The 21,192-nt window shown below is 40.0% G+C and carries 20 protein-coding genes; all 20 read right to left on the reverse strand.

The window, feature by feature from the left end; genetic code table 11:
- Window positions 1-61: 61 nt before the first annotated feature.
- On the reverse strand, window positions 62-928 hold the full coding sequence (locus ACTJJG_RS00465) for an MBL fold metallo-hydrolase (protein ID WP_069119903.1): 867 nt from the start codon (window positions 926-928) through the stop codon (window positions 62-64).
- 4 nt (window positions 929-932) lie between these two features.
- A complete protein-coding gene (locus ACTJJG_RS00470; RefSeq protein WP_017481010.1) occupies window positions 933-1,346 on the reverse strand; it encodes a DUF6691 family protein in 414 nt (137 codons plus the stop codon).
- 4 nt (window positions 1,347-1,350) lie between these two features.
- Window positions 1,351-1,764, reverse strand: coding sequence for a YeeE/YedE family protein (locus tag ACTJJG_RS00475; protein ID WP_032063717.1), 414 nt, complete (start codon window positions 1,762-1,764; stop codon window positions 1,351-1,353).
- A 135-nt stretch (window positions 1,765-1,899) separates the two neighbouring features.
- Entirely contained in the window at window positions 1,900-2,358 is a 459-nt protein-coding gene (locus tag ACTJJG_RS00480) for a DUF6438 domain-containing protein (RefSeq protein ID WP_081318613.1), read from the reverse strand.
- A 646-nt stretch (window positions 2,359-3,004) separates the two neighbouring features.
- The gene (locus ACTJJG_RS00485; RefSeq protein WP_440608906.1) at window positions 3,005-5,434 is read right to left on the reverse strand and encodes a glucose/quinate/shikimate family membrane-bound PQQ-dependent dehydrogenase; all 2,430 of its coding nucleotides are present in this window, start codon (window positions 5,432-5,434) and stop codon (window positions 3,005-3,007) included.
- An 82-nt stretch (window positions 5,435-5,516) separates the two neighbouring features.
- A complete protein-coding gene (locus ACTJJG_RS00490) occupies window positions 5,517-6,836 on the reverse strand; it encodes a carbohydrate porin (protein ID WP_032063715.1) in 1,320 nt (439 codons plus the stop codon).
- A gap of 65 nt (window positions 6,837-6,901) precedes the next feature.
- Entirely contained in the window at window positions 6,902-8,353 is a 1,452-nt protein-coding gene (locus tag ACTJJG_RS00495; protein WP_372552684.1) for a right-handed parallel beta-helix repeat-containing protein, read from the reverse strand.
- Between the two features lie 19 nt (window positions 8,354-8,372).
- Window positions 8,373-9,200 (reverse strand): type I 3-dehydroquinate dehydratase, encoded by an 828-nt coding sequence (aroD, locus tag ACTJJG_RS00500; protein WP_081318610.1) that lies wholly within the window; start codon window positions 9,198-9,200, stop codon window positions 8,373-8,375.
- Window positions 9,201-9,269: 69 nt separating this feature from the next.
- Window positions 9,270-9,899, reverse strand: a complete 630-nt coding sequence (gene pcaG, locus ACTJJG_RS00505; RefSeq protein WP_001067208.1) for a protocatechuate 3,4-dioxygenase subunit alpha — start codon at window positions 9,897-9,899, stop codon at window positions 9,270-9,272.
- Between the two features lie 14 nt (window positions 9,900-9,913).
- The gene (pcaH, locus tag ACTJJG_RS00510) at window positions 9,914-10,639 is read right to left on the reverse strand and encodes a protocatechuate 3,4-dioxygenase subunit beta (RefSeq protein ID WP_000077913.1); all 726 of its coding nucleotides are present in this window, start codon (window positions 10,637-10,639) and stop codon (window positions 9,914-9,916) included.
- Between the two features lie 10 nt (window positions 10,640-10,649).
- Window positions 10,650-11,063: a 4-carboxymuconolactone decarboxylase gene (pcaC, locus tag ACTJJG_RS00515; RefSeq protein WP_000997505.1), complete on the reverse strand. Its 414-nt coding sequence runs from the start codon at window positions 11,061-11,063 to the stop codon at window positions 10,650-10,652.
- A gap of 15 nt (window positions 11,064-11,078) precedes the next feature.
- Entirely contained in the window at window positions 11,079-12,434 is a 1,356-nt protein-coding gene (locus ACTJJG_RS00520) for an MFS transporter (protein ID WP_032006318.1), read from the reverse strand.
- 42 nt (window positions 12,435-12,476) lie between these two features.
- Complete coding sequence (gene pcaD / locus ACTJJG_RS00525; protein WP_032056001.1) at window positions 12,477-13,262, reverse strand: 3-oxoadipate enol-lactonase; 786 nt, start codon at window positions 13,260-13,262, stop codon at window positions 12,477-12,479.
- Window positions 13,259-14,617: a 3-carboxy-cis,cis-muconate cycloisomerase gene (pcaB, locus tag ACTJJG_RS00530; RefSeq protein ID WP_032056000.1), complete on the reverse strand. Its 1,359-nt coding sequence runs from the start codon at window positions 14,615-14,617 to the stop codon at window positions 13,259-13,261. Before pcaB ends, pcaD begins: the two co-directional genes overlap by 4 nt.
- Window positions 14,618-14,619: 2 nt before the next feature.
- The gene (gene pcaF, locus ACTJJG_RS00535; RefSeq protein WP_032055998.1) at window positions 14,620-15,831 is read right to left on the reverse strand and encodes a 3-oxoadipyl-CoA thiolase; all 1,212 of its coding nucleotides are present in this window, start codon (window positions 15,829-15,831) and stop codon (window positions 14,620-14,622) included.
- 12 nt (window positions 15,832-15,843) lie between these two features.
- Entirely contained in the window at window positions 15,844-16,497 is a 654-nt protein-coding gene (locus tag ACTJJG_RS00540; RefSeq protein ID WP_032055996.1) for a 3-oxoacid CoA-transferase subunit B, read from the reverse strand.
- Between the two features lie 18 nt (window positions 16,498-16,515).
- The gene (locus tag ACTJJG_RS00545) at window positions 16,516-17,187 is read right to left on the reverse strand and encodes a 3-oxoacid CoA-transferase subunit A (RefSeq protein WP_005069060.1); all 672 of its coding nucleotides are present in this window, start codon (window positions 17,185-17,187) and stop codon (window positions 16,516-16,518) included.
- A 345-nt stretch (window positions 17,188-17,532) separates the two neighbouring features.
- Window positions 17,533-18,249 (reverse strand): 2-C-methyl-D-erythritol 4-phosphate cytidylyltransferase, encoded by a 717-nt coding sequence (gene ispD / locus ACTJJG_RS00550; RefSeq protein WP_032055994.1) that lies wholly within the window; start codon window positions 18,247-18,249, stop codon window positions 17,533-17,535.
- Entirely contained in the window at window positions 18,215-18,604 is a 390-nt protein-coding gene (gene ftsB, locus ACTJJG_RS00555) for a cell division protein FtsB (RefSeq protein ID WP_005069056.1), read from the reverse strand. Before ftsB ends, ispD begins: the two co-directional genes overlap by 35 nt.
- A gap of 277 nt (window positions 18,605-18,881) precedes the next feature.
- Window positions 18,882-21,065, reverse strand: a complete 2,184-nt coding sequence (locus ACTJJG_RS00560) for a TonB-dependent siderophore receptor (RefSeq protein ID WP_032055992.1) — start codon at window positions 21,063-21,065, stop codon at window positions 18,882-18,884.
- Between the last annotated feature and the right edge of the window lie 127 nt (window positions 21,066-21,192).

Below are 21,192 nucleotides of genomic sequence, written 5' to 3' on the forward strand. Positions count from 1 at the left end.
TATTGTTTGCTTAGGCTATTTGGATAGAATGAATGATCCCAAATAAATGCTTAGGCTATTTCTAGAAGTAGTTGAAAGGAATTTTCAAATAACGAATGCCGTTTGATTCTGGTTCCGGAAAGTTTCCACCGTTCATATTAATTTGAATTGAAGGCAGAATTAATTTTGGCATTGCCAAAGTAGCATCTCTTTCTTGACGCATTTTGATGAATGATTCTTTAGAAACTTGTCGATTTAAATGAATATTGCTTTGCTTTTGAGTTTTTATATCTGTTTGACAGATATATTCATCACGGCCTTCGGGCTTATAGTCATGGCATAAGAACATACGCATGTCGTCGGGAAGTGTATAAAGTTTTTGTACCGAATCATAAAGCTCAGCAGCACTTCCTTTAGGGAAGTCGCATCTCGCTGAGCCATAATCAGGCATAAATAAAGTATCACCTACAAAAACAGCATCGGCAATCACATAGCTTAAGCAAGCTGGCGTATGCCCTGATGTAGGAATGTTATAGGCTTCTATCTCCCCTATTTTAAAATATTCATAATCTTCAAACAAATAATCAAAGGGCTGATTTTCATTAAATTTCTTAAAATCAAAATTATAGATAGCCGAAAATGTTTCTTGTACTATCGAGATTTTTTGACTAATCGCAATTGTACCGCCCAATTTAGATTTTAAATATTGAGCCGCAGTCATATGGTCGGCATGTACATGGGTTTCTAAAATCCATTGTACTTTAAAGTTTTGCGCCAAGACATAATCGACGATCAGATCAGCATTGGATGTTTTTGTAGTGGCCGAAGCTGCATCATAGTCAAGCACGCTATCAATAATAGCGCATTGAAGAGTCGCTAAATCCGCAACAACATAGCTAAAAGTATTGGTGTTTTCATCAAAAAAATCTTTTACTAGAGGTTGTTGCATAGGCTTAATTTCCTTTATTTAAAATTCGGTAAATAAACATTCCTAATAACATTGCGACAATAAAATAAAGCGCTTCAAAATGCCCTAATCCAATCAGAGTTAAAGCGGGCGCTGGACATATACCTGCTATTCCCCAGCCTATACCGAAAATAAAAGCACCCACAATTAACCTTTGGTCAATCTGTGTATTCGTTGGTAATTGAATTTGTTCATTAAAGAGTGTTTTAGGAGTTTTTATAGCCTTTTGAAATGGAATAAATGCCACAGCAATAGCACCTAACATTACAAACATTAAGCTAATATCCCACTGCCCAAAAATATCTAAAAAACCTAATACCTTTTCTGGATTAGACATGCCAGAGATCATTAAACCTAATGAAAATAAGCTACCAAATAAAAAAGCAAAAATGTTTTTCATAGGATTACCCCATCACATGACGAATGATATAAACCGTTAACATGCTAGCAAACATAAAAACTGCTGTCGCTATCATCGAACGTTTTGATAACCTGCTCATACCACAAATACCATGGCCACTTGTACAACCCGACCCTAACCGTGTTCCAAAACCAACAAGCACCCCCGCCAGAATGAGCGCAAATGTATTGGCTTTAATTTCAATTTCGGGCTGAAAAAAATAACCATATATGAAAGGTGTAATCACAAGTCCTGCAATGAACCAGAATGCAGAACTTTTAAAAGTATCTTTAGTAGGATTAATGATTTGAGCAAGCAATCCACTAATTCCGGCTATACGACCATTTATATATAAATATCCAACTGTTGCGATGCCGAGTAATAAACCACCCAAAAAGGCATAGACAATATTTGACATATAACCACTCTTAACAATATATGTTTTTATAATTTGTATTATACGCTGATTCTTTTAGAAATACTTAAAATAAAACTCTTAAATGTATAATTCCTCTTAACAAGAAAAAGCCCCAAGATTTTGGGGCTTTTATCATTAAATTAGATCTTTAATGCCTAATTGTTCAGGTAACTTTTCCATAACCTTATTCAATCTATTATTTGCTGGAGAGATACAACCTGTGTAATGGCTTAATTTAGTTTCTATGCCATTAGGTTGAATCCAAGTAATGTAATAGCTAGACATGTCGGTCGCTGTTTGCTGGCAACCCGCAGTTTTTGATTGTGTACCTGTTTCAGGGCGATAAGTTTTTAGATCATCTGCAAGTTTTTTATAATCTTTTACGCTACCTTGAATTTCTTTAACGCCTATAGCCTTAGTGTATTGTTTACCTTCAAAGCGAATTAAACCTGTAGGTGTTACTTCTACAGAATAAATCGGACATGCGCCAAAACATGGGCTAGAAGCATAGCGAATTGTCTCTTGTGTATTCGGTGCCTGCTGAACAGAAGCACAACCCATCAAAGCTAAACCAGATAAAGTTGCAAGAACCAAAAATCTCATTACATCACCTATTATTATCAAGTGGCTTTAATTTATCAAATCATACACTTCTTGTCATTAAAGACTAATTTTTGTGATTTTATTCATTATTTAACTTTTAATTTTACTTAGGCTATTGAGCAAGATAAAAGAATTTTCTTTCATCCATAAAAAAAGGCCCATCTTTCGATGAGCCTTAAGCCATAAAAGCTTAAATTCCTGAAATACAAATTATTACTGGATAGTAATAATCTGCGTCGACCATTCTAGCGCAACCCAATAAATTATATAAATATAATATAAGTATATATTTAAGCTCGTTTTTCCAACAAAAAACACCGTATTTTTAAAGTTTAAAACTTAATAATGTTTATTTTTAATTAAAATTCACAATGTTAAGTTAAACAAAACTTAATAAAAGTTAAGGTTTTATTTATAGGTAAAACATCCTAAGAAACTGGTCAATAGTTAAGCTATATCTAGCGTTCAGGTTGAATTGACCATAAGGCTATTTTAAGTTTAGCAACAACATCAAGCACTTTTTTACTATTTGGTAAAGCTATCTAGTTAAAAATATAGAATTTACTTTCACTCTTTTATATAAAAAATATATTAAAGAGTAAGGCAAAAGAGAAATACTCTCTTTTGCCTTTCTTAATTATTGTTCTAAGCTATAAGCGATCACATAATCACCATGATCAGGTGATTGACGTGCTCCACCTGCGGTAACAACCACATACTGTTTACCTGTTTTAGGTGAAACATAGCTTATTGGTGTTCCTTGGCTACCTACTGGCATGCGTGATTTCCACAGTTCCTTACCTGTAGATGAATCAAATGCACGTAAGTAGTAATCTTGTGTTGCAGCAAAGAAAACCAAGCCACCTTGAGTTGCCATCGGCCCGCCAATTGTTGGCATACCAATCGGTGCCTTTAAGCCCATCTTAATACCCATCGGCCCAGTATCTTCCACTGTACCTAATGGTACTTGCCATGCAACTTGACGAGTTTTCATGTCAATTGCAGTCATGGTGCCAAATGGTGGTTTTTGACAAGGAATACTTAGAGCCGACATAAAGCGGTTTTTATTCACTTTATATGGTGTACCTTTCATTGGTACAGCTCCCATACCTGTGTTTACTTTCTCTCCACCATTGGCCTGAATCTTAATATCTTCAGGAGTTTGCTCCATCAATTGAATCCACAAACCAAGGCGCATATCGTTCACGAACATATAACGATGAGTCGGGTCAAAAGCGATGCTACCCCAGTTCATACCACCCAACGAACCTGGGAAGCTTAATGAAACATCAGTACCTGGTGCAGTAAATAAGCCTTCGTAACGCATTGACTTGAAGTTAATACGACACATCAGTTGATCAAACGGCGTTGCGCCCCACATATCTGATTCAGTTAAAGTCTGATTACCAATTTGAGGCATTTCAACTGAACGAGGTTGAGTTAAGCTGTATTGTTCACCCGGAATATTGGCAGGTTTAACTGGTTGTTCAATCACTTTAGTCAGTGGTTTACCCGTTACACGGTCAAGAACAAAGAATTGGCCTGATTTGGTTCCAATGACAACAGCTGGTTTAGTCGTACCATCTTTTAATGGGAAGTCGACTAGACTCGGTTGCATTGGTAAGTCAAAGTCCCATAAATCGTTATGAACAGTTTGATATACCCACTTCTCTTTACCTGTTGTCGCATCAAGTGCTAACACAGAAGTATTGTATTTGTGATCTAATGGATTACGGTTACCCCCCCAAATGTCGACAGATGAACTACCCATAGGTAAGAACACCGTATTCATTTGCGGGTCATATGACATTGCAGCCCATGAGTTTGCCGAACTACGTTTATAGGTTTCACCCGGTTTAAGAACATAGTTAGGATTTGGATTACGCGGGTCAAATGCCCAGCGAAGTTTACCCGTAATCACGTCATAACCACGAATAACACCACTTGGCATATCTGCGGCTACGTTGTCGGCAATACGGCTACCCACCACAATGGTTGTACCCGCAATAGTCGGTGCAGAAGTTACTTCAAAACGTGGCGCTTTTGTTCCAGCCCCAAGACCTTCTAGCAAATCAACCGTTCCATTTACACCAAAATCAGCACAGCGCTGACCGTTATCTGCATTCACTGCAATTAAACGACCATCAGGTGTATTGGTATATACACGGCGTGGACATGCCGTATTGGTTGCAACCGCAGTTACTGCATTTGCACCAGCTAAAGTTGGTTGTACAAGCGGTTTTGTTGAATCAAAGTATGCAACACCGCGGCAACGTTCCCAAGCATCGGCTGTAGAGTTCACCTCAGCTTTCCAGAGTTGTTTGCCCGAGTCGGCATCTATCGCAAAAATGTTGTTATGTGGTGTACATAAAAACACTTTATTTCCAACTTGTAGCGGAGTCATTTGGTCTTCGGCACCATTACCGCTACCCGTTGTAAAGTCGCCCGTTCTAAAGCGCCAAGCTTCTTTTAATTTATGAACGTTATCTCGGTTAATTTGATCGAGAGCAACAAAGCGGCTACCACCTGCATCATTACCATAATTTTCCCAATTTACCTGTTTTTTTGCAGGATCAACTGGTACTAGAGGTAGTTTTTCACCTGAACTTGCTACTGTTGGATGTGGTTGGAACATTTGATAGAGCGCAATCAACATTCCCACAACAACTAATCCACCTACCGCATAGGATGAAGATGCCAAACTCGTTTGAAATTGGTAACGTCGGATTGAAGGCAAAGTAAATAGCAAGGCAGCAAAAAGACCAGCAGGAAACATTAAGCGCGAAAATAACGGCCAAAATTCCCATCCAGCATCAACAAATGACCAAATTACGGTACCAACAAAAACAGCCGCAAAAATCCAGACACCTAGCGCTTTTTTTCGGAAAATACTAATTGCAGAAATGGTAATAAATAATCCTGCTATAAGAAAATACCAAGAACCACCAAGAGATACTAGCTTTCCACCACCTACGATGTAAAAAACACCAGTAGCCAATAAAACTAGACCTAATATAAAACACCATATTTTGAATAAGATATGAAACTTAGAATCTGACTCAGACATAGATCCTACTCCACATATACTGAACCCGAATAGTTCAAGCATTTGGGCCAGTTAAACTATGTCTAACCAGCCATCAATATTGTTAAAAATTGACTTTCACACTAAGACCAGCCACCCAAGCATCATCAACTTCTTTTACACCAGCAGGTTGATGAATATATTGAATGTTTGGACGTAACATGACGGCCGGAGACCATTGATAGGTATAGTTCAACTCGACATTTAACTCGTCGTCTTGAATTGGAATATAATCAGATGCAATCGAATCATAGCTATAGTATCCACGACTTTCATTTGTTGCGATCTGCTTATCTTTAGCGCGATCATTGACTACATAATTGGCAATACCAAAACCAATCGAATCATTTGGGCGGCTATCAAACGGTCCCTTATACCAAAGAGCAAGCTGTTGCGTACTTTGAACAAAAGTCGTTGCTTTATCATTTACAACGCCGTTAAAACTGATATATAAACCGCGTTTCGGATCTTGGCCATTATTCGTAAGTTGTTGCTGTGCATTAAGCCAGAAACTTTGTTTTCCATCATGAACCTTACCCGCAGTTTTAATATCATTGGCTTCTGCAGTTGAATACAGTGCACCTACTTTATATTCACCCGGCAAGCCATTAAAGGCAGCAAGTTTTGGTTTCCATGCAAGTTCAACTGGTATGGTTGCACCCTTGACGTTGTTCATATCCAGATTAAAACCATCACTGTTTGATTCGGTTTTAATGTTGTCTGGATTTACTTCATAAACACCGACACCCAAAGTCCACTCAGGCGCAAATTGATATTTAACGTTTGCAGCCCAAACACCAACTGGTGAGTTGTACCAAATTGAACCAATTGATTTTCCTAGCTGCCCACCGCAAAGCAATAAGTTCTGAAATTCACATTGAGAACTGTTAAAGTCCTCTGACATTCCCATACGGCCAAATTTGACCTGTACAGTATTATCAACAAAGCCCTTCTTCACCCATGCTTGGGATAAACGCCAGATTTTACCGCGACCATAAATTTCTTGAGCATTGCCCAATTGGCTAGAACGTGGGTCTTTAATACGCTCGAGAGTTAATGCATTACCATCACGTTTGGTCACGACTAAATTGACTGTTGTATCTTTCCACCCAGCAATTTTTTCTAAATCGAGGTTTGCACCTAAAGAAAGTTGTGCAGCATTTTCAAAAGTATTGCTGTCGTTGTAACCACCATCTAAATTTGTGGCACTTTGGCTCATAATAGAAGCTGTAAATTTATAGCCCTGCTGCTCTAATTGCTGGCGTTTTCCATTCCAGTCACCTAGCAACCATTGACGGTCTTGTGACCAAGGCTCATTCGCGAGCGCAAATTGGCTACCTAATACAGCGAGCGTTAAAACACTCAGTTTCATTAAATTTGACATTTCAAGTCCCTTTTATCATTTCTATATTTCTATGCTGCGCCTCATATGAGGCGCTTTCCTTATTGTTATTTAACACTTGTAAAACCAAGCTCAGATGTTGCGCCAAAACGATCAGTAATATTCGCTGTAATTGAGGCAACTTTTACAGTCGGCTTCCAATTCGCTTTTGCGATCCCTTGTGCATCTGTAGCAACAGTTATTGCTCCTAAATATTGCTCAGCTTCTTTTGATGACGCATTTTGATTACCAAAAAATTCAACTTTATAGCGTTGATTTGGCAAGCCATTGACTTCTACAACAACTGAACCTTTATTTGCAGTTAATTTAGGAGCTTTAATACCCTGATTAGGTTGAGCATTACAGCCTTGTTCATTTGGCTGAGTACATGTTTTTTGTTGTTTAGATGGGTCAACAACCACACCGCCACCACGAGAACCTACAAATCCTGCATGTTCAAGTGCAGGCACAGCAAATACAATTGCACCCAAACGCTGATCTGGTACACATGAACCACCCGCTTCACAGCGTTTAATATCTTTACCATTGTCCCAAATCAGGTTTTTAGTCAATGTAATTTTTGCATTTGCATCTTTTTCAGAGCGGATGGCTACACCAATACGGTTACCGTGTACTTTATTGCTATCAAGAATGTTGCCATCACCCGTCATATTGAAACCAATCGAGTTATTGGTCATTTCGTTATAGGCGATATAGTTACGCTTACCCCAGTTAATCTGTAAGCCATCCGAGTAGTTTTCGAATTTATTACCAACTACCGCATTATCATTACCCCACAAAATTTCAATACCTTGTGATGGTTCTGGGTTTGCTTTGGTTGAAACAAAATGGTTATTCGCAATTAAGTTAAACGCAGCACCACGTGTCAGCTCTAGACCATCACCATTGTCTTGGAAAATATTGTCTAAAACTTTGTTGTTATTGGTGGTGGTTGCGGTTGGGTTACCTTGACCATCATCACCAGTGAGCATGACACCAGCACCGCCGTAGTTATTACTAATACGGTTGTGTTGGATGAGGTTATTGCTTGAACGGTTAATCAATACCCCAATACAGAAGCGATGGATGTCTAAACCTTTTAAAGTGACATTGTTGACGTCACGCAATACCAATCCCGGTAAAGTCATCGTACGTACATTAGTGCCGTACTGCTCAGGGTTTGCCCCAGGACAAGCTTTTGCACCTTCGCCTTTAATATAATTTGAACCATCAATTGCGATGTATTCGCCAGTTTTATCCCACTGTGTACCAATGATTTTGACAGGTGCTTTAATTTCAGGAAGTGCACTATTTAATTTAATCGCATAAGGTGCTTTGCCTACTGCTCGAATCAAAATGTCGCTAGCTTCGCTTGGGTTTGCATTGGCTTGTTCAATTGCCCAGCGTAAAGAGCCTTTATTGCTATCGTCTTGATAACGATCAACAACATAAGTTTGAGCCGCAGCTATGCCTGAAACCATCAAACCTAATGCAAGAGTAGTTAAACGTAATGTATTCATTTCATCATATCCTTATGATTTATGGGTTTGTTGGTTGAACGGTTTGTAAAATCTGTTTGAGCTTAGTCACATCAATTTGACCCGGTGCAGAAGCCTGACCAATCATGCCAAAGCTATAACTTCCGCCCATGTTGGCAGTCGCAACACGAGAAATCGTACCTAGTTGCCCCATTGACATCGTCAATAAAGGTTTAGTGGTTTGGTGACTTACTTTTAAAGTTGCGTTCATTAAAGTGAAAACATCTTGTTTAGATTTTGGCATTACGGCAATTTTGAGAATATCTGCCCCCATTTGATCTTGTTTTAACAAGCGTTTTTCAATTTCATCTTGGCTTGGTGTTTTTTGGAAGTCATGATTAGACATAACAATCAGCACTTTCTTTTGATGTGCTTTTTGAACAATTTCTGAAACTACTTTTTGATCACGGAACATTTCAACATCTAACCAGTCCATGAACGGATTCTTTAAATAAGCCTGATAAGTCTTACCATAATCCACATCACTAATTTCAAGCTGGCCACCTTCGTTTTTGGTACGAATTGTGGCGATCATTGGCTTATTGCCTAAAATCTTTTTTAACTCATGCCCCAAAGCAATCACTTGTTTTGTATCACTCGCAAAACTGAGTAAATCGATACGAAACTCTGCCAAATCAGCATCTGCCGTATTTGCAATGACTTGAGCTTGTGCCAAAGCTTGTTCTTTGGTTTTTGCGGTAATCGGAACAATCGTTTTAACAGCTGTAGCGGCAGGTTGTGTTTGAGCGGCTAAAGCAACAGGTTCAGCATTCACCTGTGCTGTAAAAAATGGGAGTGCAAGCAAACTGAGGCTTAATAATGTTTTCATGTTCATATCGTTCATCCTTAAAAAGGCTACACGCATCCTTGAATAATCAGGTGTAGCCTTAGGTGTTTCTTAAATATCAAAAAATACAGTTTCGTCATCACCTTGAATACGAATATCAAAGCGGTAAACAACTTCACCATTTTCTTCAAAACGTTTTGCAATAAGTGTTTGGCGACGTGGCGCCCATTCAATGCTATTTAGAATTGGGTCGTTAGCATTTGCTTCAGCTTCATCTTCAAAATAAACACGTGTATGAAGACCTAAGTTAATACCGCGAGCGAAGATGACTAATGCAATATGAGGTGCTTGAGTTGAACCTTTACGGCCTGCTGTCGCGCCCGGCTTAATTGTATTAAAGCTCCAAACACCCGTTTCAAAGTCTGCACCTGTACGGCCCCAACCTTGAAATGCAGGATCAGCTTTTTGCTCACGCGTATCTGCCTGACTTGGGTAAATACCATTCGCATCGGCTTGCCAAATTTCGATCAGCACATCGCGTAGCGGTAAACCTAATCCGTCAAACACTTGGCCTTCAAGACGAATACGCTCACCTTTGGTCTGATCTTGTACTAACTGGTTATTAAAGTTGTTTTCAAACACTTCAATATTTGCTTGTTGTGGCAATAGCCCAATGTGAACGTAAGGTCCACCTGTTTGAGACGGAGTTTCTTTTAGTTCCTGAAAATTCCAGTTATTCATGCTCGTGCTTCCGATTAAGTCAATTCGTTTTCGAAGTAAGTCGCTCGACGGCCACGTAAAGTGATGTCAAAACGGTAACAACGGCTATCAGCTTCGATAAAGTTGTTTTTATCTTCTAGTGCAATCAAGGCACGACGTTGATCTTCAGAAGGAATTGTTTTTAAGATTGGGCAAGTGTCAATGAGCGTATCGCCTTCAAAATAAAACTGCGAAATTAGGCGCTGAGCCCAACCATCAGCAATTAAAGAGAAATGAATATGTGCAGGACGCCATTCATTAATACGGTTACGCCATGGGTACGGACCCGGTTTAATGGTACGGAAAATATAAAAACCGTTTTCATCAGTTAAGGTACGACCACAACCACCAAAGTTAGGATCCATTGCACCAATAAACTTGTCGTTTGGATGACGGTAACGACCAGAAGCATTGGCTTGCCATACTTCTAGAAGTGCATTTTTTACAGGACGACCAAATTGGTCACGAACATAGCCATGAACAATGACACGCTCACCAATTGGCAAACCATCTTTGGCATAGTTCAAAATCAAATCGTTATCTTTTGGGCCAAACAGATTTGAAGAAAAATGCGGTGCAGTAACTTCAGTTAAAGTCTCATTAATTGAGATCAATGCATTTTTTGGCGAACGTAATACACTTGTTTTATAACCTGGCGTATACGCTGGTGGATGGTCATCTGTATTACGTTGGGCATAAGCACCCCAGCTATGTTGTGACATCTTTATCTCCTTAATCCTGTTCTTTCGCTGCAATTGGGTTTACTTCTATCCCCAACTCTTTAAAGACTTCTTCAGCCATATGCATTGCAGCGTTTGCAGCAGGTAAACCTGCATAGAGTGAACTGTGTAAGATCAGCTCTTTTAAATCTTCTTTAGTTACGCCATTGTTGAAGCAAGCACGTAAATGCATGCGTAGTTCATCTTCACGGCCCAGCGCCAATAAAATTGCGATAGTGACTAAACTACGTGTATGACGTGGAAGGCCTGGACGAGACCACACCTCACCCCATGCGTAACGGCTAATAAAATTTTGAAAATCTTGGTTAAAGTCATTTAAGTTCTGCAAAGACCGACCAACATGCTTTTCACCCAAAACTTCAGTCCGCACCTCAATGCCTTGTTTATAGCGTTGTTCATCATTCATTGTGATAGACCTCTATTAAGTTGCATCGGTATGCGCAACAATTGATTTAACAAATACAGCAACAGCCGCAGCAGTCGCTGGAATTAGTAATAAACTAAGAATGGCGGTAAACGACCAATCATTGCCGAGTAATACAGCACCAATCCAAGCACCAAATACCGCACCAAAACGTCCAATCCCCGTCATCCAAGACACGCCAGTTGCACGGCACTGCGTTGGATAGAAACGAGCGCTTAACGCAGGCATTGAAGATTGCGCACCGTTAATTGCGATACCCGCACAAAGCACCAATACTGCAAGTAATGTTGAGTTTCCTAAGCTTTGACCAACAGCAATCGCAAATAGACCTGCAGCAAAGTAGAAAATAGCAATCACTCGGTTAGGGTTGAATTTGTCCATCGCCCAACCAATAAATAAGGCACTTACCACACCACCGAACTGGAACAATCCACCAATAAATGCAGCCCGCTCCATTGACGCACCCGTTTCACGCATAAGTGTTGGCAACCAGCTTGTAAGCAAGTAAACAACCACCAAGCCCATGAAATAGGTCAACCAAAGCAAAAGCGTTCCTTTCGCATATGGTTTAGAAAACATAATTCCAAAGACATTTTTCTTTTGAGCTGTCTCGGTTTTCTCTTCAGGTACGTGAAACGCAGTCGCATTTTGGATCTGAGCTGGCGCAATATGATTTAAGATTTTGCGTACTTTTTCAGGATTCTTACCTTTCACAATTAAAAAGCGGTAAGACTCAGGTAAAACTAAAATCACTAAAATCATTAAGATCAAAGGTGACCAGCCACCAAGTAAAAATAGACTGTGCCAACCATAAGTCGGGATCAGCCAACTACTGATAAAACCACCGGTTGCCATACCTAAGTTATAACCACAGAACATACAGGTCACGAGTAATGAGCGAATGCGTGTTGGGCAGTATTCAGAAAATAATGTAGTGGCATTTGGCATAGCTGCACCCAAACCAATACCTGTCAAAAAGCGTAAAACGACAAGACTATCTAAGTTGGTTGCATACGCAGATGCTAAAGTAAAACCACCGAACACAAGCATCGAAAAAGCCAGTACGATTTTGCGACCAAAACGGTCAGCTGTTGGGCCAGAAACCAAAGCTCCAATAATCATTCCACCAAGTGCAGCACTCATCACTGGGCCTAACTGAGAGCGATCAACACCCCAGTCTTGAGCCAAAGCTGGAGCGATAAAACCCATTGCAGCAGTATCGATACCATCAGTAAAAATAATTAAGAAACAGATGATTGCGATCATCCATTGATACTTACTGAGTGGAGCATCATTAATTAATGCTTGAGCATCGATACTTTTATTTGGTGCAGCGTAATCCTGAGACGCCATATTTGCCTCCTTAAGGCCAATTCCTTTTAAACTACTAAGCTATTAGATTTGCTGAATAAACCTAGTCAATTCCTGAGTAAATCTTTGCGGTTGCTCAATATTAGAAAGATGAGATGCTTCTAATTTAGCAATTTGACTGTTCTTAATAGCATTCTGCATAAACTCAGCATCTGCTACTGTGGTCACTGGATCTGCCGTTCCTGCAATGAGCAATACTGGAACTTGGATTTGTGTAATTTCATCTCTTAAATCAGCATCTGCTAAAGTACGACAAGCATTGGCATAACCTTGTGCTGGTGTGTTTGCCAGACTTTGAATCGTCGTTTGTGCAACCACATTATGTTGATAGTCGAATTTTTCGCTAAACCAACGTGTGTGCGTGGTTTTAACCAACTCAGCTAAACCATTCTGTTCCACAGACTCAGCACGACTCAACCAAGCCTCCGCCTGACCAATTTTGGCTGCCGAGTTCGCAACCGTAATACTTAAAAAGCGCTCTGGGTAATGGATAGCTAACCAAAGCCCTGTAATTCCGCCCATTGAAATGCCACAAAAATGAGCTTTTTCAATATCTAAGGCATTTAAAATATCAGCAACATCTTCACCTAAATTTTGTAAAGATGTTTCAGCGACCACATCACTTTCGCCATGACCACGTGTATCGTATGTAATGACATTAAAATGACTTTTAAGTTCATCTACTTGTGGCTGCCACATTCCATGATCTGTTCCTAAGGAGTTAGATAACACAAGTGCTGGAGCATCTTTTAAGCCGTCGGTATATATAGCGAGCTGTTTACCTTGTCGATTGGTTATAAACTGTTTCACTTTATGTCTCCTCCTTGTGCTTCTTGCAGAACAGCATCAATCTGTTGCTGAATATTGCCTAAATAGTTTTCTGCTTTAAATATTTCCAAAATTTCTGTTTGACTAAAATGTTCTTTTACTTCATCTAACTGACTAACAACCTCAGATAAATGCTGCTTTTGAGCCACGGCTGTTTTACAAGCTGCTTCAACAACATGATGAGCATTTAAACGTCCAATTTTTGGAGCAAGTGCCATCATCACAGCTTCTGCCATAATTAACCCGTTGGTACACTCAAGGTTCTGTTGCATATGTTCAGCATTCACTTCAAAACCTTGTAAAACTTCACCAGTACGAGTTAATGCTCCAGCACAAAGCTGAAAGATTTCTGGAACTGCTAACCATTCTGCATGCCACGCGCCTAAGCTACGCTCATGTTCCTGTACCATGCTTTGATAAATGCTAGACATAAGTGCTGGTACACGATTCGCCGCGGCTAATACGGATGCTGCCGCAACTGGATTACGCTTATGCGGCATGGTTGATGAACCACCACGACCTTTCGCAGTTGGTTCAAACAACTCTGCAATTTCAGTTTGCATCATGAGCGACCAATCACGTGCCATCTTGCCCGTATTCCCGACAATCATGCCAAGTACACTTGCAATTTCTACAATACGGTCACGCTCACCATGCCATGTACTTGTCGGTACAGTCAGATTCAGTTTTTGGGCAAATGCATTTACCACAAGTGAACCTTGATCTTGCAAAGAAGCTAAAGAACCTACAGCCCCACCTAACTGAGCAGTGAGTACACGTGACTTCATGGCTTGAATACGATCTAAATCACGTTTAAATGTAGAAGCCCAACGAGCAAGCTTGTGTCCCAAAGTAATGGGCAAAGCTTGCTGTAACCATGTACGTCCAATCATGACTTGATGGCGATATTGCTTAGCTTGCTGTAATGCAGTCGCATAGCATTGTTGAAGTTGATCTTCCACAAGGTTCAACGCATCACGGCATTGCAAAATACAAGCTGTGTCTAAAATATCCTGACTTGTTGCACCCCAATGCACATAACGTGAAGCATCTTCATCAACATCTTTAACGATTGCCGTAAGCTGTTTTACAAATGGAATTGCGATATTTCCAGCTAAGCCTGTTGCTACAGCCAAAGCGGAAAAATCAAACTTGTCTAATGCCTGCTCAGCTACTTGTGCAATGGTATTAGCCGCATTTTGAGGAATCACACCAACTTGTGCCTGTGCTTGCGCTAACGCAACTTCAACCTCAATCATGTATTTGATTAAAGATGAGTCACTAAAGATGTCAGTGACGTCTTTTTGGTAAAACAAGCTGGCATATAACTGGCTCATGATTAGACTCTCTCAATAATCAATGCGATGCCTTGCCCCACACCAATACACATTGAACACAAGGCATAACGACCATCCGTTTGTTCAAGCTGGTTTAAGGCTGTAGTTACGAGGCGTGCACCTGAAGCACCAAGTGGATGACCCAATGCAATTGCACCACCGTTTGGATTTACCTTGTTGCTATCATCTGGCAAGCCTAAATCACGGGTCACGGCCAAAGCCTGAGCAGCAAAAGCTTCATTTAGCTCAATTACATCCATTTGCTCTAAAGTCAGGTTGGCTTGTTTAAGTAATTTTTTAATGGCTGGTGCCGGAGCAAAACCCATAATACGTGGTTCTACACCGACCGCTGTTGAAGCAATGATCTTGGCACGTGGTTTTAGATTGTAAGCTTGAACTGCCTCATCAGAAGCAATAAGTAATGCGGCTGCACCATCATTAATGCCTGAAGCATTACCTGCAGTCACTGAACCATCTGCTTTGACAACAGGTTTAAGTTTGCTTAAGCCTTCAAGTGTGGTTGATGCACGAGGATGCTCATCGGTATCAATCACAACAGCATCACCCTTACGCTGAGGGATTTCAACTGGCACGATTTCTTTAGAAAAAAAGCCTTTGGCTTGCGCGCTTGCGGTGCGTTGTTGGCTCACCAAGGCAAACTGGTCCTGATCTGCACGATTAACGTTGAACTGTTCAGCGACGTTTTCGGCAGTCTGGGGCATGGTATCTACACCATACAATTCTTTAAGTTTAGGGTTAATGAAACGCCATCCCATGGTGGTGTCTTCAATCTTCTGGCTACGACCAAAGGCACTGTCAGACTTACCCATCACATAGGGTGCACGGCTCATGCTTTCCACACCACCAGCAATCACCAAATTCGCTTCACCGGCCTTAATGGCACGAGCAGCAATGGCAATCGCATCGAGTGAAGAACCACATAGACGATTAATGGTGGTTGCGGGCACCTGATACGGTAAACCTGCAAGTAGTGCTGACATACGACCGACATTACGGTTATCTTCACCGGCTTGGTTGGCACAGCCATAGATCACATCATCGACCTGTTCCCAATCTACATTTGGGTTACGCTGAATTAAGGCTTTGATCGGCACAGCACCAAGGTCATCGGCACGGACAGGTGCAAGGCCACCGGCATAACGGCCAAATGGGGTACGGATGGCATCGATGATATAAGCGTTTTTTAATGTCATTTCCCTATTTCCTTACCCTTGAGTTGCATCAATCAAAGTTGCACCCGTTAAAGCCTGTAACTCATCAAAGCTAAGACCTTCCACTTTCTCAATCACCTTTAAACCATCTTCGGTCACGTCAATCACACACAGGTCCGTGTAAATACGGTCAACACATTTTTTACCTGTTACTGGATAAGTTAGCTCAGCCACAATCTTCGGCTCACCTTGTTTGGTCACATGATCTGTGGTGATAAATACTTTCTTGGCACCTACAGCTAAATCCATCGCACCACCCACAGCAGGAATCGCATCGGGTGCACCTGTATGCCAGTTGGCCAAGTCACCATTCGCAGCAACCTGAAATGCACCGAGTACTGCAATATCAAGGTGACCACCACGCATCATCGCAAATGAGTCGCCATGATGGAAAAAGCTGCCACCTTCAAGCATGGTCACAAACTCTTTACCCGCATTAATCAGTTCAGGGTCTTCTTCACCTGCAGCTGGCGGTGGGCCAAAAGCCAATAGGCCATTTTCAGAATGAAGAAAAATATCTTTGTCGTTAGGTAAGTAGCTGGCAATCTTGGTCGGTAAGCCAATACCTAGGTTCACATAGGCACCATCGGGAATATCTTGTGCCACACGTTGTGCAATCTGGTCACGGCTGAGTTTCTGGTAGCTCATGTTATTTCTCCTTATTGCTTACTGTGCTGGCGCTACTTGTACAACGTGCTGTACAAAGATACCTGGGGTGATGATGTGCTCAGGGTCTAATCCACCGAGTTCAACCACTTCAGAAACCTGAGCAATAGTGACATCCGCAGCCATCGCCATAATCGGGCCAAAGTTACGTGCAGATTTACGGTAAACCAGATTGCCCCAGCGATCGCCTTTGTAGGCTTTAATCAAGGCAAAGTCAGCCTTGATCGGATACTCAAGCACATAATCTTTCCCATCAATCTCACGGGTTTCTTTACCTTCAGCTAAAAGTGTTCCAAAGCCAGTTGGGGTAAATACCGCACCTAGGCCCATACCCGCAGCCTGAATACGGCAAGCCAGATTACCTTGTGGTACCACTTCAAGCTCGACCTTTCCAGCACGATAAAGTTCATCAAACACATAAGAGTCAGACTGACGCGGGAAAGAGCAAATCACTTTTTTAACCGAACCTGCTTTAAGCAGTTTCGCCAGACCATAGTCACCATTACCGGCATTGTTGCTGACAATGGTTAAGCCTTTAACACCGAGTTCAATAAGACCATCAATGAGTTCAGCGGGTTGTCCTGCGGTACCGAAACCACCAATCAGAATGGTTGCACCATCTTTAATCTGCGATAGAACCTCGCTTAGTGAGGACTTACTTTTGTCAATCATTAGACAACTCCATTGTGCTCATTGAAGAAGAGAGATAAGAGAGTTAGGCACACTGAGGCGAGAAGAATAGATAAATATTTCACTCAATCCCGAGTGTTTCCCTTAGATTTCCCTTTTAAACATTTTTGATAATTTTCGTATTTTGATCTAGTAAGCTAGATACAGTTTTGTTCGCTATAAATATATTTTGTTCGATTATCGAACATTATCTAAGTAAATTACTCAACTAATCTTATCGATTTGAGGTGTAAAAAACATTAATTCTTATAAATAGATATGTAGAAATGAAATATTTACTTAGGCTATTTTACAATTAAAACTACAATTTATTATTCGATTTTTATCTTAAGACTGTGATTGTAAAATTAAACGTGCAAGTTCTAAATCATCGGGATAAGTAATTTTGATATTATCAGAACGCCCCATCACAACCTGTACAGTTTCACCCATATATTCAAGTGCACTTGCCTCATCGGTAATAGCAATATTATTTTCTAAAGCGTATTCAATTGCTTTTTTGAGTTTACCGATTTTCGTAATTTGAGGGGTTTGCGCTTGCCATAAGAAATCACGGCTTACCGTTTTATTAATATGATTATTTACTTCAACCTGCTTTAACGTGTCACGAACAGGAATCGCTAAAATAGCACTCTCATTTGATTCAATTGCATTTGCCACAAGCGCATTTAAACAATCAATTGTTACACAAGGCCGAGCTGCATCATGCACAAGCACCCAATCATTTTCGTCAGCAAAAGTTAAAAGATGATTTAATGCGTTTAATACTGAATGGACTCGTTCTGCCCCACCCATACAAAAATGAGCCTTATCTATATTTTGAAATGCGAGAGTCTGAGCAAAAGTATCTTGGGTACCAATTGCCAGAACATAACCATTTAATGGAAGTTGACTTATACGCCGAACAGTATGTTCTAAAACAGTCGTATTCTGAATATATTGATACTGTTTCAATTCAGTTTTAGAAAATCGGCTTCCTGACCCTGCAGCTGGAATAACTGCCCATAATTTAGTCTGGGATATCTGGGGATGCAGGTGTCTCATTCGTTTCCAAATCAACTTTAGCGTTCGGGTCAATATAAATAGGCTTGTAATGGGTACTGATGGTACTCATTTGAACAAATGTCTCATGTGGTTTAACCAAACCAAGATCAAGGCGAGCATGTTCTTCAATTGCTTCTGTACCATTTTTCAGGTCAAAAACCTCTGCTGCCAAAATACGGTTTCGTTCTTTAAGCTCTTCATTTACTTCAGCTTGTTGCTGAATTTGTTGCATGAGAGCTTGATGAGGGAGATAACCGCCCTCACCTAACCAAAATTGATATTGCAGTATGGCTACTAAAACAATAACCAGTAGCAATATCAGTTTGCTTGAAGTGGATCGAAATACTTCTAACATATCATTAAGATTTTTAATTAAAAACTTTCGTTAAGAGATTGTATTGTATAGTAATTAAGAAGTAGCATGCGAAATTCCTGCAAAAATTTAAGCAAAATTATTAATGGGCATATTACTTTAATTGACCATTGTGACATGTTTCATTTTGTCAAAAATGAATGGAATTTGAAAGGGAAATAATATTTATAAGTACAACTGCTTATAAATCAATCTACGCACAAAAAAGCCCTCTTTTGAGGGCTTTTATAAATCGGTTAATTATGTGAGTATGTCTATATCAAAAATTATAACGAACACTCAGCGTTGCATTTCGTGGTGTTCCCCAATTCATTGAGTTTTCACCAATACCTTCATAATATTTCTCATCAAAAATATTATCGATATTAAATTGAAGTTTAATATTTTTATCTACTTGATAGCCAAGCATCGCACTTGCTAAAACATAAGCATCTTGCTCAATACGAGAGCTTCCACTACCCGTATAGTATTTACTCTTATAATTTAAGCCAAGTCCTGCACTCCACTGATTAACTTTGTACTTAACAAATAAATTTGAAGTTGTTCGAGAGTTTGTCGTATTAACCTTCGTACCCTTTGCATCTTTTGCTTCAAAATTAGCAATACCGAAATTAATACCCCAATTGTCATTAATCTCGCCATCAGCTTCAAACTCAAAACCTTTACTTTCAACCCCATCTACAGCGCGATAGGCCTGCTCGGTAGTTTGTGTACCATTGCGAATAATGAACGTGTCAGGTATCGATTCAGCAAAATTAGATTGTTCTATTCGAAATACTGACAACGCTGTATTTAAACGCCCCCCAAACCACTCACTTTTTAAGCCAGCTTCATAACTCTTACCTGTAATGGGGTCAATATATTGATCATTTACATCTTTACGATCTTGAGGTTTGAAAATTTCTGTATAACTCGCATACACAGAATGATCTTGGGCAAAATCATAAATAGCGCCAATATATGGTGCTAATTCATTGTTAAATTCACGGTTACCTTTATCATTTTCAGATTTATATTTCCAGTTAGATAAACGTGCACCAGCAATAATTTTTAAAGGATCGAGAATTTGAAATTTACCCGCAACATATGCAGCAGTTTGTGTGGTTTCATTGAGTGCACCTCTAGTATTTAGTACCAGTGGCTGAAGTAATTCTTGCGCTATATCATTATAGTTAAGCGGGCCACCTAAATATTTTTCAATCTCTTTGTTTGCATTAGAACCACCAGAAAGATCTTTGGTCTTTTCATTCTTATTCCAAGATCCACCAATGATGATTTCTTGTGGGCGATTAAAAAGCATAAATGGCGCATTGATAAAAACATCAATATTGTTTTCTTCACTGGCAGCTTTTGCACCATATACAGAAACATTATCCTTTTTATTATCATCTATATTTTTTAGTGGACTGGTGTTGGTTGCCTTATCTACTCTTCCAGCTGTATATAACAACATGGAGTCCGTATCTTCTTTGCGGAAGGTATAAGCAACATTTAAATTAACATCACTAAATAAATTTTGTTTTAAGTTCGCAAACACTGCCGTTGTATTCACATCCCAATATGTCCAAGGTGCGCTTACTGTTAAGCTTCTAGAAAAATTGGTACGAGTCCCATCAGTATAAAACGCAGGTGTACCGCCCCAGCGGATACCATCACGATGCAATTCTTGATAAGTAGCTCCAAGTGACATACTTGTTTTATCGCTCAGATCATAATCAAGGGCACCATAAAATACATTCCGTTCTTTCTCATAAAAATCCATAAATGAATTTTCATCAGAATGCTTCACAAACATACGTCCACGCAATGAACCATCAGCGTTAAGCGATGTAGAAATATCTGCTGAACTACTCCAAGAGTTCCATGAGCCTAATGATGTGCTGACATTACCACTAAGTTCTTTTGAGTTTGCATGTTTACGAATCATGTTCAGCGCCATCGCTGGATTGCCCGCACCTGTGGTTAAGCCATTAGCACCTTTCACCACCTCGACGCGATCATAAATATCTAAATCAAGGTCCCCTGTACCTAAATTAATCGTGCTCGGTATTCCATCTATTAAGTAATAATCTACCTCAAAACCACGTGCATAAACTTTCTGACGCTCATCAGTACGTGAAGTCGAAACACCCGTAATATTGTTCATTAAATCTTGAAAAGAATCGATTTTCCGATCATCTAAATATTCACGGGTTAAAACCTTCACCGACTGTGGTGTTTCACGAAGAGATAAATTTAATTTTGTAGAAGTATTTGTGCTTTTTGCTGTATAGCTGCCCGAACCTTCGGTAACAGCGGAATCTTCTTCTGCTTGCACTTTTATCGTTTCTAAAGTGGCTGTTCCATTTGTCTCATCTGCATAAACAATTGAAGGAGCAATTAAAGCCATAGCAAGTGCTAAGGGATGAGATGTAAACGCTTTTCTAAAGGGCGGAGTGTACATAAGAAAATTCCATAATAACCAATGTGCTGTGCGAGATTCCTTAGCCTTTTGCTACTTTGGTCCTTGTTACACAGCAGCAAAAGTCGGCACAAAAATTAACATGAATGATAATTGTTATCAACAATAT

It is taken from the genome of Acinetobacter sp. 22512 (genome assembly GCF_052044755.1).
In the GTDB taxonomy this organism is placed as follows: domain Bacteria; phylum Pseudomonadota; class Gammaproteobacteria; order Pseudomonadales; family Moraxellaceae; genus Acinetobacter; species Acinetobacter pittii.

Excerpts from the sequence above, each read along its gene's own strand:
- ACTJJG_RS00560 (WP_032055992.1), bottom strand. The coding sequence starts at position 21,065 with ATGTACACTCCGCCCTTTAGAAAAGCGTTTACATCTCATCCCTTAGCA.
- pcaH (WP_000077913.1), bottom strand. The coding sequence starts at position 10,639 with ATGTCACAACATAGCTGGGGTGCTTATGCCCAACGTAATACAGATGAC.
- ACTJJG_RS00465 (WP_069119903.1), bottom strand. The coding sequence starts at position 928 with ATGCAACAACCTCTAGTAAAAGATTTTTTTGATGAAAACACCAATACT.
- ACTJJG_RS00545 (WP_005069060.1), bottom strand. The coding sequence starts at position 17,187 with ATGATTGACAAAAGTAAGTCCTCACTAAGCGAGGTTCTATCGCAGATT.
- ispD (WP_032055994.1), bottom strand. The coding sequence starts at position 18,249 with ATGAGACACCTGCATCCCCAGATATCCCAGACTAAATTATGGGCAGTT.
- ACTJJG_RS00520 (WP_032006318.1), bottom strand. The coding sequence starts at position 12,434 with ATGGCGTCTCAGGATTACGCTGCACCAAATAAAAGTATCGATGCTCAA.
- ACTJJG_RS00490 (WP_032063715.1), bottom strand. The coding sequence starts at position 6,836 with ATGTCAAATTTAATGAAACTGAGTGTTTTAACGCTCGCTGTATTAGGT.
- aroD (WP_081318610.1), bottom strand. The coding sequence starts at position 9,200 with ATGAAAACATTATTAAGCCTCAGTTTGCTTGCACTCCCATTTTTTACA.
- pcaG (WP_001067208.1), bottom strand. The coding sequence starts at position 9,899 with ATGAATAACTGGAATTTTCAGGAACTAAAAGAAACTCCGTCTCAAACA.
- ACTJJG_RS00540 (WP_032055996.1), bottom strand. The coding sequence starts at position 16,497 with ATGAGCTACCAGAAACTCAGCCGTGACCAGATTGCACAACGTGTGGCA.
- ftsB (WP_005069056.1), bottom strand. The coding sequence starts at position 18,604 with ATGTTAGAAGTATTTCGATCCACTTCAAGCAAACTGATATTGCTACTG.
- ACTJJG_RS00470 (WP_017481010.1), bottom strand. The coding sequence starts at position 1,346 with ATGAAAAACATTTTTGCTTTTTTATTTGGTAGCTTATTTTCATTAGGT.
- ACTJJG_RS00475 (WP_032063717.1), bottom strand. The coding sequence starts at position 1,764 with ATGTCAAATATTGTCTATGCCTTTTTGGGTGGTTTATTACTCGGCATC.
- ACTJJG_RS00495 (WP_372552684.1), bottom strand. The coding sequence starts at position 8,353 with ATGAATACATTACGTTTAACTACTCTTGCATTAGGTTTGATGGTTTCA.
- pcaC (WP_000997505.1), bottom strand. The coding sequence starts at position 11,063 with ATGAATGATGAACAACGCTATAAACAAGGCATTGAGGTGCGGACTGAA.
- pcaF (WP_032055998.1), bottom strand. The coding sequence starts at position 15,831 with ATGACATTAAAAAACGCTTATATCATCGATGCCATCCGTACCCCATTT.
- ACTJJG_RS00485 (WP_440608906.1), bottom strand. The coding sequence starts at position 5,434 with ATGTCTGAGTCAGATTCTAAGTTTCATATCTTATTCAAAATATGGTGT.
- pcaB (WP_032056000.1), bottom strand. The coding sequence starts at position 14,617 with ATGAGCCAGTTATATGCCAGCTTGTTTTACCAAAAAGACGTCACTGAC.